At 73.9% G+C, this 16,859-nt stretch carries 12 protein-coding genes; 7 read left to right on the top strand and 5 right to left on the bottom strand.

Translation table 11 applies throughout. The annotated features are described in order from the left end of the window. Positions 1-48: 48 nt before the first annotated feature. Complete coding sequence (locus ABZ815_RS51790) at positions 49-1,896, bottom strand: S8 family serine peptidase (RefSeq protein WP_357710696.1); 1,848 nt, start codon at positions 1,894-1,896, stop codon at positions 49-51. Positions 1,897-2,118: 222 nt separating this feature from the next. Here ABZ815_RS51790 and ABZ815_RS51785 point away from each other — a divergent pair, with 222 nt between their 5' ends. The 7 genes from ABZ815_RS51785 to ABZ815_RS51755 all read left to right on the top strand — a co-directional run bounded on the left by ABZ815_RS51785 (position 2,119) and on the right by ABZ815_RS51755 (position 12,844). Further along, on the top strand, positions 2,119-3,507 hold the full coding sequence (locus ABZ815_RS51785; RefSeq protein WP_357710693.1) for a serine hydrolase: 1,389 nt from the start codon (positions 2,119-2,121) through the stop codon (positions 3,505-3,507). A 160-nt stretch (positions 3,508-3,667) separates the two neighbouring features. Then, on the top strand, positions 3,668-5,725 hold the full coding sequence (locus ABZ815_RS51780; protein WP_357710691.1) for an ABC transporter ATP-binding protein: 2,058 nt from the start codon (positions 3,668-3,670) through the stop codon (positions 5,723-5,725). Beyond that, positions 5,722-6,672, top strand: a complete 951-nt coding sequence (locus tag ABZ815_RS51775; RefSeq protein ID WP_357710687.1) for an ABC transporter permease — start codon at positions 5,722-5,724, stop codon at positions 6,670-6,672. Before ABZ815_RS51780 ends, ABZ815_RS51775 begins: the two co-directional genes overlap by 4 nt. Continuing rightward, on the top strand, positions 6,669-7,556 hold the full coding sequence (locus ABZ815_RS51770; protein ID WP_357710685.1) for an ABC transporter permease: 888 nt from the start codon (positions 6,669-6,671) through the stop codon (positions 7,554-7,556). Before ABZ815_RS51775 ends, ABZ815_RS51770 begins: the two co-directional genes overlap by 4 nt. 76 nt (positions 7,557-7,632) lie before the next feature. Beyond that, entirely contained in the window at positions 7,633-9,495 is a 1,863-nt protein-coding gene (locus ABZ815_RS51765) for an ABC transporter substrate-binding protein (protein ID WP_357710682.1), read from the top strand. After that, positions 9,492-10,766 (top strand): erythromycin esterase family protein, encoded by a 1,275-nt coding sequence (locus ABZ815_RS51760; protein ID WP_357710679.1) that lies wholly within the window; start codon positions 9,492-9,494, stop codon positions 10,764-10,766. Before ABZ815_RS51765 ends, ABZ815_RS51760 begins: the two co-directional genes overlap by 4 nt. Further along, positions 10,763-12,844: a prolyl oligopeptidase family serine peptidase gene (locus tag ABZ815_RS51755; protein ID WP_357710677.1), complete on the top strand. Its 2,082-nt coding sequence runs from the start codon at positions 10,763-10,765 to the stop codon at positions 12,842-12,844. Before ABZ815_RS51760 ends, ABZ815_RS51755 begins: the two co-directional genes overlap by 4 nt. On the opposite strand, the gene ABZ815_RS51750 is transcribed toward ABZ815_RS51755, so the two are convergent. From ABZ815_RS51750 to ABZ815_RS51735, 4 genes are all read right to left on the bottom strand, one after another. Beyond that, on the bottom strand, positions 12,822-14,486 hold the full coding sequence (locus ABZ815_RS51750; RefSeq protein ID WP_357710674.1) for a helix-turn-helix domain-containing protein: 1,665 nt from the start codon (positions 14,484-14,486) through the stop codon (positions 12,822-12,824). The two genes, ABZ815_RS51755 and ABZ815_RS51750, sit on opposite strands and share 23 nt — an antisense overlap. Positions 14,487-14,575: 89 nt before the next feature. Next, entirely contained in the window at positions 14,576-15,685 is a 1,110-nt protein-coding gene (gene menC / locus ABZ815_RS51745; protein WP_357710672.1) for an o-succinylbenzoate synthase, read from the bottom strand. Next, positions 15,682-16,569 carry a GNAT family N-acetyltransferase gene (locus ABZ815_RS51740; RefSeq protein ID WP_357710669.1) on the bottom strand — a complete coding sequence of 296 codons (888 nt, stop codon included), beginning with the start codon at positions 16,567-16,569 and terminating at the stop codon, positions 15,682-15,684. The genes menC and ABZ815_RS51740 overlap by 4 nt, the downstream gene beginning before the upstream one ends. Positions 16,570-16,664: 95 nt before the next feature. Beyond that, on the bottom strand, positions 16,665-16,859 hold a 195-nt coding region (locus ABZ815_RS51735; protein ID WP_357710666.1), incomplete at its 5' end, for a M20/M25/M40 family metallo-hydrolase.

The following is a 16,859-nucleotide window of genomic DNA, read 5'->3' as shown; positions in this document are numbered from 1 at the left end:
GGGGGGGGCGACCCCGTGCGGAGGCACGGGGTCGCGGAGATCGAACGGCTACGGCTTGGTGTAGCCGCCCGTGTAGGCGCCGGATCCGCTGTACGCGTACACGCGGACGCGGTAGGTGCCCGCCGTCCCGTTGTAGGTCAGGGTCTCGTCGGGCCCGCTGCTGGTGCTGCTGGCCACCGTGGTCCAGCCGAGGATGCCCTGCTTCTGCAGGTACAGGTCGAAGTCCACGCCGGCGGGCCCGTCGAGGCACGCGCGCTGCGTCCCGGCGGCGGCCGTGTACCCGGAGCTGTTCGGGTAGTACACGTTCTGCCCGCTGGTCAGGTTGCCGGAGAACGGCGTCTGGTAGCCGGTGCAGTTCCCGGGCGTGGTCCCGACCGTGATGCTCTTGCTGGTGGCGTTCGTGGCCCCGCCGTTGTCGGTCACGGTGAGGGTCACGTTGTACGTGCCCGCGGCGGCGTAGGTGTGCGACACGGTCGCGCCGCTGCCGGTGGCGCCGTCGCCGAAGCTCCACGCGTAGGAGGCGACGGTCCCGTCCGGGTCGCTGGAGCCGGAGCCGTTGAACGAGCACACCCGCGTGGTGTTGTCGCACGACTGGGTGAAGCTCGCCACCGGAGGCTGGTTGCCACCGGTCGTCGGCGGGTACTGGCTGGAGTCGTGCACGTCGAGCAGGGGCTCCTTGACCCCGTCGGTGGCGTCGTCGGTCCAGTTCAGGTTGCCGGTGTTCTTGAGCTTGTCCCGTACGGCCAGCGCCCCGGCCCGGGTGGTGGGCTTGTTCGCGCCGCTGGTCAGCACGGCCGCCGCGCCCGCGACGTGCGGGCTGGCCATGGAGGTGCCGCTGATGGTGTTGTAGCCGCCGTTCATCCACGTGGAGTAGATGCAGGTGCCCGGGGCCGCGACCTCGACGGTGGTGCCGTAGTTGGAGTACCAGGCGAGCGTGTCGTCGGTGTCGGTGGCGCCGTCGGTGCGGCACGGCACGGTGATCGTCCCGACGAGGCCGCCGGGCTGGCCGTCGAAGTCGGTCACGGCCGAGACGGTGACGACGTCGGGGTGGTTGGCCGGGAAGAAGCCGGAGGCGTCGGCCGTGCTGTTGCCCGCGGCCACGACGACGACGATGCCCGCGTTGGTGGCGTTCGTGATCGCGTTGCTGATCGCGGAGCTGCTGCAGCCCTGGCAGCCGAGGCTCAGGTTGATGACCTCGATCGTGCTCGCCCTGGCCACGACCCAGTCGAGGCCCGCGGCGATGCCGGCCAGCGTGCCGGAGCCCGCCGAGTTGAGCACCTTGACGGCGTGGATGCGGGCGCCGGGGGCGACGCCGACCGCGCCGATCGCGTTGTCGATGGCGCCGATCGTGCCGGCCACGTGGCTGCCGTGCCCGTTGTCGTCGTCGCCGGTGCCCGAGCAGACGCCGCTGGTGCAGTTGGTGCTGGCCACCACGTTCAGGTCGGGGTGGTCGAGGTCGACGCCGGTGTCCACGACCGCCGCGTCCACGTCCACGCGGGCGTCGTCGGTGCCGTCGATGTCGAGGTTGATGTTCTGGTCGGCGTAGATGCGCTTGATGCCGCTGGGTACGGTCTGCGCGAAGGCGTGCACCTCCTGGTCGGGCTCGACGGTGAGCACGCCGGGCTCACTCTTCAGCTTGGCGGCCTCGTCGGGGGTGAGAAGGGCCGTGTAGCCGTGGAAGGCGTACCGGTAGGTTCCCACCAGTACGCCCTTGTGCGCCGTGACCTGCTGCTGCGCCTCGTTCGCCACCTGCGCGCGCGACACGCCCGAGAGCTGGACGATGTAGCGCTGCTGGTCGGCGGCGGCCGGGGAGTTGGCCTCGGCGGCGGTGGCCCAGCCGGACAGTGCCAGGCAGACGCCGGAGGCCAGGGCTAACAGGGTTGAGATTCGACGCATGGAAAACGCCTTTCTCCGGGGGTGACATGAGCTGTGCTCATGCGGCTTGTGAGCGGAACATCGCATATGACAGCGAGTCAGGCAATACTGAAATATCTGTCATAGATCACATCGGTCTGAGTCATTCCGACGAAGAATCGGGCCAGGCATAGTGGCAGTGGACGAACCGGGTTGTTCCCGTCGGCTCTAGGGTCGGGCGGAGTCGAGCCAGGGGGGACACCGGTGCCGGAGCTGGAGGAGATCGGTGCGTGGCTGCGTCACCGGCTGGCGGGGCTGCTCGCCGAGAACGAGGTGCCCGGGGCCGCCGTGGCGGTCGCCGCGGGCCGGGAGACGGTCGAGGTCGCGGCCGGGACGCTGAGCACGGCCACGGGCGTCGAGGCCACCACCGGCTCCCTGTTCCAGATCGGCTCGATCACCAAGGTGCTGACCGCGACGCTGGCCATGCAACTGGCCGACGAGGGGCGGCTCGACCTCGACGCGCCCGTGCGCGCCCACCTCCCGGAGTTCCGGATCGGCGACGAGCGGGCCGCGCGGCGGATCACCACCCGGCAGCTCATGTGCCACGTCTCCGGCTTCGAGGGGGACGTCTTCACCGACACCGGCAAGGGCGACGACTGCGTCGAACGCTTCCTGGACGTCCTGCACGAGGTGCCGCAGCTGTTCGAGCCCGGCGAGATGTTCTCCTACAACAACGCCGGCTACTGCGTGCTGGGCCGGATCGTCGAGGTCGTGCGGGGCAAGCCGTTCGACGCGTGCCTGCGCGACCACCTGCTCACGCCGCTCGGCATGACCCACGCCGCCTGCGACCCGTACGAGGCGATCGTGCACCGCACGGCGGTCGGCCACGTCCAGCGCACGCCGGACGGCCCGTACCGGCCGACCCCGGTGTGGGCGCTGGCCCGCTCGAACGCGCCCGCCGGGTCGATGCTGGCGATGCCGCCGCGTGACCTGCTGGCCTTCGCCCGCATGCACCTGGCCGGCGGCACCGGCCCGGACGGCGTCCGCCTGCTGAGCGCGGAGAGCGTCAGGGCGATGCGCCGGCCGCAGGTCACGCTGCCCGACATCGGCCAGGGCACGGCCTGGGGCCTGGGGTGGGAGCTGTTCGACCTGCCCGGCGGCACGGTCTTCGGCCATGACGGCAGCACCGTCGGCCAGTCGGCGTGCCTGCGCGTCGTGCCGGGCCGCGACGTCGCCGTGGTGATCGTCGCCAACGGCGGCCGGTCGCGGCCGGTGTTCGCCGAGATCGCCGGGCGCGTGCTGGACGAGCTGGGCGGGGTCCGGCTGCCCGCGCCCCCGGCGCCCCGCGCGGTCTCCGTGCCGCCCGCCGACGCCGCCCGCTATGTCGGCACGTACACGTCGAGCACCTGCGAGACCGAGGTGAGCCTCGACGAGGCCGGGCGGCTGTGGCTGCGGCGGACGCCCGTCGGGATCACCGCCGAGCTGGACGAGGTGCCGTACCGCACCGAGCTGGCCGCCTGGCGCGGCGACGTCGTGCTCCCGCTCGAACCCGAGCGCGGCGTGCACGCGCCGATCGCCTTCCTCGGCGACGACGGCACCGGCCGCGCCCTGTACCTGCACGACGGCCGCGCCGACCGCCGCGCGTCCGCCTGAACCACCCGAACCGGAAGGGCCCGCCCGCGCCACCCGCGCCGGGCGGGCCCTTCCCATGCCCGCCACCCGCCGATCAGTTGGTCCGCCCGGACGAACCCGGTCCCCAACGTTCGATGACCGCGACGAACACCGCCGGGGGCGCGGGTCCCACTATCGTCGGATGGATTTGGAGAGCGATCGCGTGCTGGCGATCCGGGATCTGTCGGTCGAGATCCGGCGCGGCGACAGGGTCGTCCGCCCGGTCTCGGACGTCAGTCTGGCGCTGAACCGCGGCGAGACCCTGGGGATCGTCGGCGAGACCGGGTCCGGCAAGTCCATGACCGGTCTCGCGATCATGGGCATGCTGCCGGCCGGCGGCCGGGTGACCGGCGGCTCGATCGACTTCGGCGGCGAGGAGCTGGTCGGCCTGCCCGCCGCGCGCTACCGGGCGCTGCGCGGCAACGAGATCGCGATGGTGTTCCAGGACTCGCTGACCGCGCTGAACCCGACCCGGCGCGTCGGCGAACAGGTCGCCGAGCCGGTACGGCTGCACCAGGGCGCCTCCAGGCGGGCCGCCCGCGAACGCGCCGCAGAGGTGCTCGCCCTGGTCGGCCTGCCCCGCCCGGCCGAGCGCATGGACGACTACCCGCACCAGCTCTCGGGCGGCATGCGGCAGCGCGTGATGATCGCGATGGCGCTGGCGTGCGAGCCGCGCGTCGTCATCGCCGACGAGCCGACCACGGCCCTGGACGTCACCATCCAGGCCGAGATCCTCGACCTCCTGGACGACCTGCGCTCCCGGCTCGGCATGTCGATGATCCTCATCACCCACGACATGGGCGTCATCGCCCGGCACGCCGACCGCGTCGGCGTCATGTACGCCGGCCGCCTGGCCGAGACCGCCCCCACCCCCGTGCTCTTCGGCCGGACCCGGCACCGCTACACGCACGCGCTGCTGTCCTCGATCCCCTCGCTCACCCACGACAGGGCCGAGCGGCTGTTCAGCATCCCCGGCGCGCCGCCCGACCTGACCGCGGCCGGGCCCGGCTGCCCGTTCGCGCCGCGCTGCGACGCCGCCACCGACCGGTGCCGGGAGGAGCGTCCGGCTCCCTCGGCGGAGGACGGCGGGCACGTCCACGCCTGCCACCACCCGGCCTCCGGACCGGCCGAGCGGGTCCAGGCCCGGTTCGTCACCCGCCCGGCGGGGTCGCAGGGGCGGGCGGAGGACCCGCGGTTGCGCGTCGTCGACCTCAGGCGCGAGTACCCGGTCGGCGGCAGGGGCCTGTTCGGCGGGCGCCGCACCCTGAAGGCGGTCTCGGGCGTCAGCTTCGAGGTGGCGGCGGGGGAGACGTTCGGGCTGGTCGGCGAGTCGGGCTGCGGGAAGTCCACCCTCGGCAGGATGCTCGTCGCCCTCGACCGGCCCACCTCCGGCGAAGTGATCTTCGACGGCGAGCCGGTCAGCCGGATGAGCGCGCGGGCGCTCGGGCCGCGCCGCGGCCGGCTGCAGATGATGTTCCAGGACTCCGGCGCCGCCCTCGACCCCCGCATGCGCATCGGCACGATCCTGCGCGAGCCGATGGCGATCCAGGGCTCGGGCGACCGCGCCCACCGCACGGCCCGCGCCCGCGAGCTGCTGCGGGACGTCGGGCTGCCCGGCAGCGTCATGGACCGCTACCCCCACGAGCTGTCCGGCGGGCAGCGGCAGCGGGTGAACCTGGCCCGCGCCCTGGCCCTCGACCCGGCGGTGCTGGTCGCCGACGAGCCGGTCAGCGCCCTCGACGTCTCCATCCGCTCCCAGGTGCTCAACCTCATGCGCGGCATCCAGATCGAGCGCGGCCTCAGCAGCGTGGTGATCTCGCACGACCTGGCCGTCGTGCGCTACCTGGCCGACCGGGTCGGCGTCATGTACCTGGGCAAACTGGTCGAGACCGGTACCACCGAAGAGGTGTACGGCGCTCCCGCCCACCCCTACACCGCCGGCCTGCTCGCCGCCGTCCCCGACGCGGACCCCGAGGCCCGGCAGCCGCGCGGCGCCCGCGTACGCGGCGAGCTGCCGAGCCCGATCGACCCGCCCAGCGGCTGCCGCTTCCGCACCCGCTGCGCCCTGGCCGACGACGTGTGCGCGCAGGCCGAACCCCTCCCACGGCAGGTCACCGGCACCCATCAGGTCGCCTGCCACCACCCGCTCCAGCCGCTCGAACCCGCGGCCACCTCGCTGAAGGGAGCCTCCCGGTCATGACCTGGTACGTCGTCCGGCGGCTGGCGATCTCGGTCGTCGTCCTGCTCGGGATCTCCGCGGTGGTCTTCCTGCTGCTGCACCTCGTCTCCGACAGCCCCGGCCGGGTCGTCCTCGGGCAGCGCGCCTCGCCCGAGGCGGTCGCCGACTTCAACCGGCAGCACGGGTTCGACCGCCCGGTCCTCGCCCAGTACGTCGGCTACCTGGGCCAGCTGGCCCACGGCGACCTGGGCAGGTCGTACAAGCTGAACGAGAACGTGGCGACCCTGCTCGGGCAGAACGCCGGCCGCAGCGCGATGCTGTCGGCGGCCGGGCTGGCGCTGGCGCTGGTGATCGCCGTGCCGCTCGGCGTGCTCCAGGCGGTCAGGCGCAACAGCGTCGCCGACCGGCTCCTCACGGCCGCCTCGTACGTGCTCTACGCGACGCCGTCGTTCCTGCTCGGGCTGATCCTGATCGCCGTGTTCAGCCAGGCGCTCCCGTTCTTCCCGGCCGAGGCGTCCCAGTCGCACTCGCCGTGGGTCGTCTTCACCGATCCGCGGGCCATGGCGCTGCCGGTCATCACGCTCGCCGCGGCCGGCGTGGCGGTGTTCGCGCAGTACCAGCGCTCCTCGGCGCTGGACCAGCTCGGTCTGGACTACATCAGGGTGGCGCGCGCCAAGGGCCTGCCGGAGCGGCTGGTCCTGCTCCGCCACCTGCTGCGCAACGCCTGCCTGCCGCTGGTCACGCTGGTCGGCACGCTGATCCCCACGCTGCTGGCGGGCAACCTGATCGTCGAGTCGCTGTTCAACTATCCCGGCCTCGGCCTGCTGTTCCTCAACAGCCTGCAACGCGAGGACTATCCGGTGCTGCTCGCCTACACCCTCGTCGGCGGCGTCCTGACCGTGGCCGGCAACTTCGTCGCCGACCTCGTGGTCGCCGCCGCCGACCGCCGAATCGAGCTGAGCAAATGACCACCCAGAACGTGGACGCGCGGCCCGAGGCCGAGACACCCTCCGCGCGGCGCCGGCTCCCGGTGCTGCGCGGGCTCCGGCGCAGCCCGCTCGGCCTGGCCGGCGGCCTGCTCCTGCTGCTGATCGCCGGGTTCTGCTTCCTGGGGCCGCTGATCTACCGCACCAACCAGATCGACGTGGACCTGGTCAACGCCGCCCTGCCCCCCGGCCCCGGGCATCCGCTCGGCACGGACGCCAACGGCTTCGACGTGCTCGGCCGGCTGATGGCCGGCGGCCGCCTGTCGCTCCAGATCGGCCTGCTCGCCGCCCTGTTCGCCACCGCGATCGGCACCCTGTACGGCGCGGTCGCCGGGCTGGCCGGAGGCGTGGTGGACGGCTTCCTGATGCGGCTGGTCGACGTCATGTTGTCGGTGCCGTTCCTGTTCTTCGTGCTGATCCTGTCGGCCCGCTTCCACGCCGACGCCCTGTCGCTGAGCCTGGTCATCGGCGGGTTCTCCTGGCTGGTCTCCGCCCGGCTGGTCCGCGGCGAGGTGCTGACGCTGCGGGTGCGGGAGTTCGTGCTGGCCGCGCGGGTGATGGGCGCCTCCCGCCGGCGGCTCATCCTCACCCACCTGATCCCGAACGCGCTCGGCGTGATCATCGTCAACATCACGTTCCAGGTCGCCGACGCGATCCTCGTCGTGGCGGCGCTGGGCTTCCTGGGGTTCGGCCTGACGTACCCGACCGAGGACTGGGGCAGCCAGCTCGCCGGCGGCGTCGCCTACATCTCGGCCGACTACTGGTGGCTGATCTACCCGGTCGGGGGCTGCATCGTCCTGACCGTGCTGGCGCTCAACCTGCTCGCCGACGCCCTGCGCGACGCCGTCGGGCGGCGGGCCGACTGATGCGCTTCGTCCCCCGCGAGGCCGCGGCCCCTGCGGCCCCTTCGCTCTTCTCCACCCCCACATGTAGGAGCCCGCAATGACGCACGTGTCCGGAAAGCCGCGAGCACGCCTGGCGGTGGCGCTCGCCGCCGCGGTGGCGGTGCTGGCCACAGCGTGCACCGGCGGCGGAGGCGCCGCCAAGGACGCCGCCGCCGGCTACGCCAGCCAGCCGGCGCAGTCGGGCAAGCCCAAGGACGGCGGCACGGTCACGGTCGCGCTGACCCCCGGCCTCAGCCCGAACTACATCTACCCCTACCCGCCGGCCGCCGCCAACGGGACCGTCATCGCCCGCGGCCTGATGTGGCGCTCCCTCTACCGGCCCAGCGGCGAGGGCGACCAGGTGGCCGACGCCGAGCTGAGCCTGGCCGAGCCGCCCGACTACAGCCCCGACCGCAAGACCGTGACCATCAGGATGAAGGACTACAAGTGGTCCGACGGCACCCCGGTCACCGCCGATGACGTCGTCTTCTCCCTGACACTGCTCAAGGCGGCGCTCGCGGAGAGCCCGGCCAACTGGAGCTTCTACACCCCGGGCCAGTTCCCCGACGGGGTCACCGCCAAGGCCGCCGCGCCCGGCACGTTGACCCTCGAACTGGAGACGGCCTACAACCCGTCGTACCTGATGTCGATGCTGACGCTGCTGTACGTGATGCCGTCCAAGGCGTGGGACATCGACCGCGCCGGCGGACCGCACCTCGACTACACCGAGCCGAAGAACGCCAAGGCGATCTACAAGTACCTGACGAAGGAGTCGGAGTCGCAGTCCACGTTCGCCACGAACCCGCTGTGGCAGGTGGTCAACGGCCCGTTCCGGCTCAAGAGCTTCGACCCGACGACCGGCTCGTTCTCGCTGGCGCCGAACGAGTCCTACAGCGGGCCGGGTGAGTCGCGGCTGGACCAGGTCGACTTCAAGGCCTTCACCTCGGCCGCCGCGGTGCTCAACCAGTTCAAGGCGGGCAACCTGACCGTCGGCACGCTGGACTCCAGCTTCATCACCCAGATCGGCGCGCTGAAGGCCAAGGGGTTCAACGTCTACGGCGCGCCCGCGCCCGCCCGGTTCGACTCGCTGACCATCAACTTCGGCAACACGGCGAACGGCTTCGACAAGATCATCGCCCAGCCGTACGTCCGGCAGGCGTTCCAGCGCCTGATCGACCAGCCGGGCTACATCGCCGGCCGGGGCATCTACAACGGCGCCGGCTCGCCCAACTACAGCACGGCGGGCAGCGGCTCGCCGTACCCGCCGGCGTTCGGGGACGCGCCGCCGTACCCGCACGACCCGGCGGCGGCGGCCAGGCTGCTCACCGACAACGGCTGGCAGGTGGTCCCGAACGGCTCCACCACCTGCGTGCGGCCCGGCATCGGGACGGGCGAGTGCGGCGCCGGCATCCCGCGCGGACAGAAGATCAGCTTCACCCTGGCCTCGGCGAACACCCCCGCCTACGTCGGCGCCCGGGACGTCGCCTTCGCCTCGGCGGCCAAGAAGCTCGGCGTCGAGGTCAAGATCGTCACCAAGTCCCTCACCTACATGTACGCCAACTACGGCAACACCTTCGCCCCCGCCACCAAGAACGAATGGGCGATGCAGGACTACGGCCCGCTCTACCTGGCGGCCGGCTACCCCAGCAGCAACACGGTGTTCAACGCCAAGGGCAGCTTCAACCTGGGCAGCTACCGCGACGACGAGGTGGACCGGCTCATCGACGCCTCGACCTTCGGGGCCGACGCCAAGGCCCTGTCGGCCGAGGTGACCAGGATCGCCGAGGAGCTTCCCGTGCTGTTCTTCCCGACCCCGCACACCCTGGTGGTGTGGAAGGACACGCTGTCCGGCCCGCAGTCGTCGTTCCGCGCCCTGCTCAGCTACCTGTACACGCCCGAGCTCTGGTACTACCACGCATGATCCAGGACGCCTTCGCCCGGCCGCTGCGCCACCTCGACCCGGCCGCCGCCTCCCTCGCGGACGACCGTACGCTGCGCGAGCTGGTCGGCGACGCCAGGGTGGTGGCCGTCGGTGAGGGGGCGCACAACGTCACCGAGTTCCACCGGCTCAAGGACCGGCTGTTCCGCGTCCTCGTGCGCGAGCTGGGGTTCTCGGCGTTCGTGATGGAGTCCGGCTTCGCCGAGGGCCTGACCGTGGACGCCTGGGTCCACGGCGGGCCGGGGGAGGCCGCGGCGGTCGCCCGCGACGGCATCACCTACCGGTTCGGCGAGTGCGAGCCGGTGCGCCGGCACCTGCGCTGGATGCGGCGCCGCAACTCCGGCGGCCCGGCGAAGGTCTCCTTCTACGGCATGGACCTGCCCGGCTCGTCCACCTCGCCCGGCCCGGCGGTGCGCGCGTGCCTGGACCGCATGCCGGCCGGGCCGGGCGACGAGGAGCTGCTGCTCCTGAGCGACCTGGGCGGCCGTACCGAGGCGGCGGTCCGGTACGCGGCCATGCCCGCCGCCGGTCGCGCCCGGCTCCTCGCGGGGCTGCGCGAGCTGGCCGGGCGCGCGCTCCTGCTGGACGACCCGGTGCTGCGCCGGTGCGCGGCCTCCCTCCAGGCGTTCGCCGACGAGGCCGAGGGCGACGTGCGGCCGGACGCGCCCTGGCCCCGGGACCGGTTCATGGCCGAGACCGTGGAATGGGTGCTCGAACGGGAGGAGCGGATCGTCGTCAGCGCGCACAACTCCCACGTCCGGCGCTCGCCCTTCCACGGCCGGCCGACGCTGGGCGGCCTGCTCGCCGAGTCCCTGGGAACCGGCCTGGTCGTCGTCGGCGCGACCTACGGCCGCGGCCCGGAGGTCCGTTTCACGCAGCGCTCCCCGCGCCCGTTCGACTGCGACGTCTCGCTGGAGACCCGGACGACCCTGCCGCCGAACTGCGTCGAGGCGTCGCTGGACCGTCTCGGGCCGCCGGTGACCGTGGTCGACCTGCGCCGCGCGCCGGCCGAGCTGTTCGACGGGATCGACGGCACGCTCGCGAGCGGCGGCCTCGACCCCGTGGACGACTTCCCGGCCGCCTACGACGCCCTCGTCCACGTCCGCCGGGTCACCCGGGTCCCCGGCGCGTTCGAACGGCTCCAGGCCGAGTTCGCCGCCGCCACCCCGCCGGCCGCCCCGCCCGCCCCTCCGGAACAGCCCGCCTCTCCACAACAGCAGCCCGTCCGTTCCAGACCGTCGGAGGCACCGTGACTCTTCCCTACCCGCCCGCGCGCACCGTCGAGGTCGTCGAGGACGTCGCGGGCGTCCGCGTGCCCGATCCGTACCGGTGGCTGGAGGAGGAGACGCCCGAGGTGCGGCGGTGGCAGCGGCGGCAGGCCGAGCTGGCCGCCGCCGTCGCCCACGACGGCCAGGACCCGGCCGTCGTCCGGGACCTGATCCGGGCCTACGACAGCGGCTCCCGCCCCACCCTGCCCAGGTACGCGGCCGGCCGCTGGTTCCGCCCGGTCACCCCGCCGGGCGGGACGGCGTCCGCCGTGGTCGTCGCCGACCGGCCCTACGGCCCCGGGCGGACGGTGGCCGACCTGGCCGGGTTCGGCGGCCAGGAGGGCCCGGCGGTGCTGTCCTGGCTGGCGCCCTCCCCGGACGGCCGCGTCCTGGCCCTCGGCGTGTGCGTCGACGGCAGCGAGCACAACACCGTCCGGCTCGTCGAGGTGGACACCGGCCGGCTGCTCGACGCGCCCGGTCAGCTCCTGCACAGCGCCTGGGCCGGCGGCGTCTCCTGGACGCCCGACAGCGGCGGCTTCACCTTCTTCGCGCTCACCGGCCCGCCCGAGGAGTTCCGGCAGGCGGTCTTCTCCCACCGGCCCGGGACACCGGGGGAGACCGTCGTGGAGCCGGTCCCGGTCCCGGCGGGCTCGCGCGAGTACACGCTCGTCCAGTACTCGCCCGACGGCAGATGGGCGGTGGCCGCGCACCGGGTGGGCAGTCCGATCCCGTGCGCGGTCCGCGACCTGTCCGAGCCCGGCGCGGCCTGGCGTCCCTTCGTCACCCGCTGCGCCGGCACGGTCGCCGGCCACATCGTCGGCGACCGCTACGTGGCCGTCACCGACGTCGGCGCGCCGCGCGGACGGGTGGTCGCCATCCCGCTCGACGCCGCCGACCCGGACGACCCCTCGGGATGGGCCGAGCTGGTCCCCGAGGGCGACACCGTGCTGCGCTCCCTCACACCGGTCGGCGAGCACCTGTACCTCAGCGAGTTCGACCGGACGTTCGCCCGCGTCCGGATCATCGACCGCGCGGGCCGCGTCGCCGGGGAGGTGCCCCTGCCCGGCCGGGGCGCGCTCGCCGCCCCCTTCTTCGCGCTGACCGCCCTGGCCACCGGCGTCCCGGCGGCCGACTTCGTCTTCGCCTTCTCCACCCTGACCAGCTCCTGGGGCGTCTACCGGCACCGCCCCGGCGAGAGCGCGCCGGAGCCCCTGTCGGCCCCGGCGGTCGTCCTCGACGCCGAGGTGACGGCCGGGCAGGCGGTGGCGGCCGACGGGGTCGCGGTGCCGTACCACGTGGTTCGCCCGGCGGGCCTGGACCCGGCGCGGCCCGCGCCGACGCTCGTCTCGGCGTACGGGGCGGCCAATGTGCCCCTGCTTCCCCAGTACCAGCCCGACCTGGCCGCGTTCGTCGCCGCCGGGGGCGTGCTGGTGCAGGCGTACCTGCGCGGGGGCGGCGAGTTCGGCGGGGACTGGTACCGGGCCGCGCACCGGGAACGGCGGCACGTCCGCGACTCCGACCTCGTGGCGGTCGCCGAGCACCTGATCGCGGACGGGGTGAGCGCCGCCGACCGGCTCGCGCTGACCGGCGGCTCCGACGGCGGGCTCATGTGCGGGATCGCCGTCACCACCCGGCCCGAGCTGTGGCGGGCCGTCCTGCCGCGGGCGCCGCTGCTGGACCTGATCGGCGGCGTCCGCGACCCGTACCTCGACTTCGTCATCCGCAAGGCGTGGGCCGACCCGGACGACCCCGAGCAGGTCCGGCGGCTGCTGCGGATGTCGCCGTACGAGCTGGTGCGCCCCGGCGTCTTCCCCGCGGTCTACATCCAGGCGGGGGCGGCCGACCCGCGCTGCCGGCCCTGGCACGCGCGCAAGTTCGCCGCCCGCCTCCAGGCGGCCCAGCAGGGGGACGAGCCGATCCTGCTGCACGTCTTCGACGACGCCGGGCACGGCGCGGCCACCCCCCACGACGTCGCGGTCGCGCAGGACGCCGAGTGGCTGGCCTTCCTCATCGGGACGCTCGGCCTGCGCGGCGGCGGGGTCAGTCGTCCGGGGCCGACCTGATCGACATCAGGCGCAGTTGCAGCATGGCCGACAGGCGCGCGTCCGGGGAGCCGAGGTCGAGGCGGCCGACCTCGGCGGCGCGCCGCAGCCGGTAGCGGAACGTGTTGGGATGCACGAACATCGCGGCGGCGGCCACCGAGACGTCGCCGAAGGCGTCGAGCCAGGCGCCCAGCGTCTCGACCAGGCTCGTCTGGTGCTCCTTGTCGTAGGCGACGATCCGGGCGATCGCCCCGCTGGGGACGTCGCCGCGCGGCACGAGGTCGGCCAGCTCCAGCAGCAGCGCGTCCACGTGCACGTCGTCCAGGCGGGCCGCCTGCCGGCCGCCGACGCCCGACCGCAGCACGCGCAGCGCCCGGTCCGCGCCCGAACGTGAGCGGGCCAGCGCCGAGCCGTCCCCGGCCAGCCGCCCGACGCCGACCAGCGGGCGCAGGCGGGAGCCGACCCGGGCCAGGAACTCGGTGGCCACCAGGACCGCGCGCTCCTCGGCGTCCTGCCGGTTCTGCGGCAGCGGCAGGATGCCGTAGGCGACGTCGCCGACCAGCGCGGCGGCGGCCCGCGGGTGCACGGCGGACAGGTGCATGGCGAAGGCGTCGGCCAGCCGCCTGCGCTCGGCGGCGAGCTGCGCGGGCAGCGGGCTCTCGCCCGCCGGGCCCACGACGGTGAGCGCCAGGACGACCGCCGGCTCGTCCTTCAGGCCGAGGCGGCGCGCGGCCTCCAGGGAGCCGGGCCCGCTCTCCAGCGCGGTGCCCAGCAGCTCGGCCCGCAGCCGCCGTTCCATGTCGGCGTCGGCACGCTGCCACACCATGTGCATCGCGACCAGCTTGGACGCCTCGTAGAGCGCCTGGCTGCGCTCCTCGCCCAGCGGCCCGGGGACGATGACCCAGATCGTGCCGAGGATCTCGTCGCCGGCGCGCACCGCGATCGCCGTCCGGGGCAGCGCGGGCGGTTGGAGCGTTCCGCCGGGGTCGGGCAGGGGGGCCACGAAGACGGGCCGGTCGCTGCGGTAGATCGCCTGGAACACGCCGCGTTCCTCCAGGATGCGGGTGTACTGCTCGGGGACCTGGCGGCCCAGGATCGTGCGCACGCGGGAGGTGTCGGTGTCCTCCTGGCGGCTGGAGAAGGCCAGCAGCCGCGAGTTGCGGTCCTCGATGGTGACCGGCGCGTCGAGCAGCGCGGCGATGGCGTTGGCGACGGCGAACAGGTCGCCGGACCGGATCGGGCCCGAGGCGTGCGCGTCGGGGTCGAGCCGGCCCCCCTCGGACGTCAGCTCGCGCAGCATACCCGCCAGATGCGTCCAGGACGCGCCGCGGGCGAAGGCCAGCACGGTCACGCCCGCCCGGGCCGCCGCCGCGACGAGCCGTTCGTCGGCGACGACGGGCGCGCGGACCACCAGCGCGGCGGCGCCGTGCCGGCCGAGCCGGGTCACGACCCGCTCGACGTCGGCCGGGTCGTGCAGGCCGACGCCGAGGACCAGCGCGTTTGCGGGCAGCTCGGGTTCGTCGAGCGGGTCGTGGATGACGACGCCGCCGATGTCCTGGCCGAGCGCGGCGTCGCCGCAGACGACGTGGAGCAGGGTGGCACCGAGTTCCTCCAGGACGCGGCCCAGGCTGGCACGCGGGAGGCCGGTCATGGGGACGAGCACGCTCCCGAAGCTAGCGCCGCCCCGGTGGCACGTCGTTCGTCCGGCATGACGAAATGCTACCGGCTGATCCGTCGAAACGGACGAACCGGTCAGGACGGCATCGGCACCCAGGTCTTCGCGACGGTGACCTCCTCCAGGACCTCCGGGATGGGGGCGACGCCGATCCCCGGGCCGGTCGGCACCGCGAGGTGCCCGTCCACCAGGCGGAACGGCGGCGTCAGGTCGGTCCGGTAGTAGCGATCGGACGCCGAGGTGTCGCCCGGCAGCAGGAACCCGGGCAGCGCGGCGAGTGCCACGTTGGCGGCCCGCCCCACGCCGGTCTCCAGCATGCCGCCGCACCACACCGGGACGTCGTGCGCGGCGCAGACGTCGTGGATCCGCCGGGCCTCCAGATGGCCGCCGACCCGGCCCGGCTTGATGTTCACCACCTGGCAGGCCCCGAGTGCGATCGCGTCGGCGGCGGCGCGGGCCGAGACGATCGACTCGTCCAGGCAGATCGGCGTCGTGATGCGCTCGGCCAGCCGGGCGTGCCCGATCAGGTCGTCCTGCGCGAACGGCTGCTCGATCAGCAGCAGGCCGAACGGGTCCAGCCCGGCCAGGTGCCGCAGGTCGCCGCGCCCGTACGCGGTGTTGGCGTCCACCTGGAGCGGGACGTCGCCGAACCGCTCGCGCACGGCCCGGACCGGCTCGACGTCCCAGCCCGGCTCGATCTTCAGCTTGATCCGCAGGTAGCCCGCGTCCAGGTATTCGGCGACGGCGTCGAGCAGCGCCGGGATCGATCCGGTGATGCCCACCGACACCCCGCACGGCACGCTGTCGCGCACCGCCCCGAGCGCGTGGGCCAGCGGGACGCCGCGGGCGCGCAGGTCGGCGTCCAGGACGGCGGTCTCCAGCGCGGCCTTGGCCATCCGGTGCCCCTTGAACGCGGCCAGCGCCGGGGCGACCTTGTGCGCGTCCAGGTCCGCCACGCCGCCCAGCGCCGGGACCAGGAAGCGGGTCAGCACGTCGGCCGCGGCGTGGGTGTACTCCGAGGAGTACAGGGGGGCCGTGCCCGCGCCGCACTCGCCCCAGCCCTCGGCCTCGTCGGTGACGACGCGCACCAGCACCGCCTGCCGTACCGTCTCGGTGCCGAACGACGTGCGGAACGGCGTCACGAGCGGCATCTCCACCGTGCGGACCTCGACTGCGGTGATCTTCATTCCGTCTCCTGCCTGTCCACGATGTACCAGCCTGTACGGTCGAAGCCGCGCACCCGGGCGCCCCCGTCGAGCAGCTCGCCCAGCACGTCCCGCAGCGCCCTGCGCCAGTCGGCGGCGCGGGCCGGGTCGCTCTCGCGCATCGCCTCGACGTCGCCGGGCACGCCGACCAGGACGGTGGGCGTGCCGGCGTACCGGGTCAGCGGCCCGCCCGCCGCGGACGCCTCCAGCGCCACGGCCGCGCCCGCCGTCCGGGCCGCCGCCGCGTCCGTCCGGGCCGGACGGCCCGCGCAGGCCGCCTCGACGGCGGGCGTCTCCAGCCGCCAGCTGACCAGGACGCGGTCGGTGTCGTCGGCGCGGTTGATGTCGTCGTCCATGGGGCCGTAGAAGTTCGGCAGGTACTCGGACGGGGTGGCGCCCAGCTTGGCCAGGTTGAAGTAGGCGTTGCGGCGTACCAGGGGGTCGTAGGTCCAGCAGATCTCGCCGACGCCGCGCCGCATCGCCCAGGCGCGCTGGTGCAGCTTCAGCGCGAAGCCGACGTTGCGGCCCTGCATGCCCGCCAGCACGCCGGCGATGTGACTGTGCAGGGCGGCGCGGGCCGGCGGGGAGAAGAAGCCGAAGCAGGCGCCCACCATCCGGCCGCCGTCGAACGCGCCGCTCACGTAGCTGCCCGCCTTCGACATCGCGCGCAGCAGGTCGGCCGTCACCGGCGGGTTGTTCTCGCCGGTGCGCCAGATGTGCTCGTACAGGCGGCGGACGGCTTCCAGCTCGCCGACGCTGTCCAGAGGGCGGATGTCGATGCCCGCGCCGTCGGCGGCGGCCTGCGCCGCGGCGCACGCGGCCTCGACGGGCCGGGAGTCGCGACGGTCACGGATGAGATCAGTCACGCCGGTCATGGTCGCAGCCGCTCCCGTCCCGTAGCTGGTCGGCGAGCACCGGGCGGCGGCGCCGGATTCGTCCGGCCGGACAAGGAGGGTCACCGCTACGCGGTCAGCAGATCGGCGACCAGGGCGGTCAGCAGGCGGGTGCGGCCCGGCAGTTCGGCGACCAGCACGTGTTCGTCGTCGGCGTGGGCGCCGCCGCCGACCGCGCCCAGGCCGTCCAGGGTGGGCGTGCCGGCCCCGGCGGTGAAGTTGCCGTCGGAGGCCCCGCCGACGGCGACCGAGGCCGGCGGCCC

This window comes from Nonomuraea sp. NPDC047529, from assembly GCF_040642995.1.
Taxonomy (GTDB): Bacteria; Actinomycetota; Actinomycetes; order Streptosporangiales; family Streptosporangiaceae; genus Nonomuraea.
Note: the sequence above shows the minus strand (reverse complement) of the source record. Positions and strands in the feature narration are given on the sequence as shown.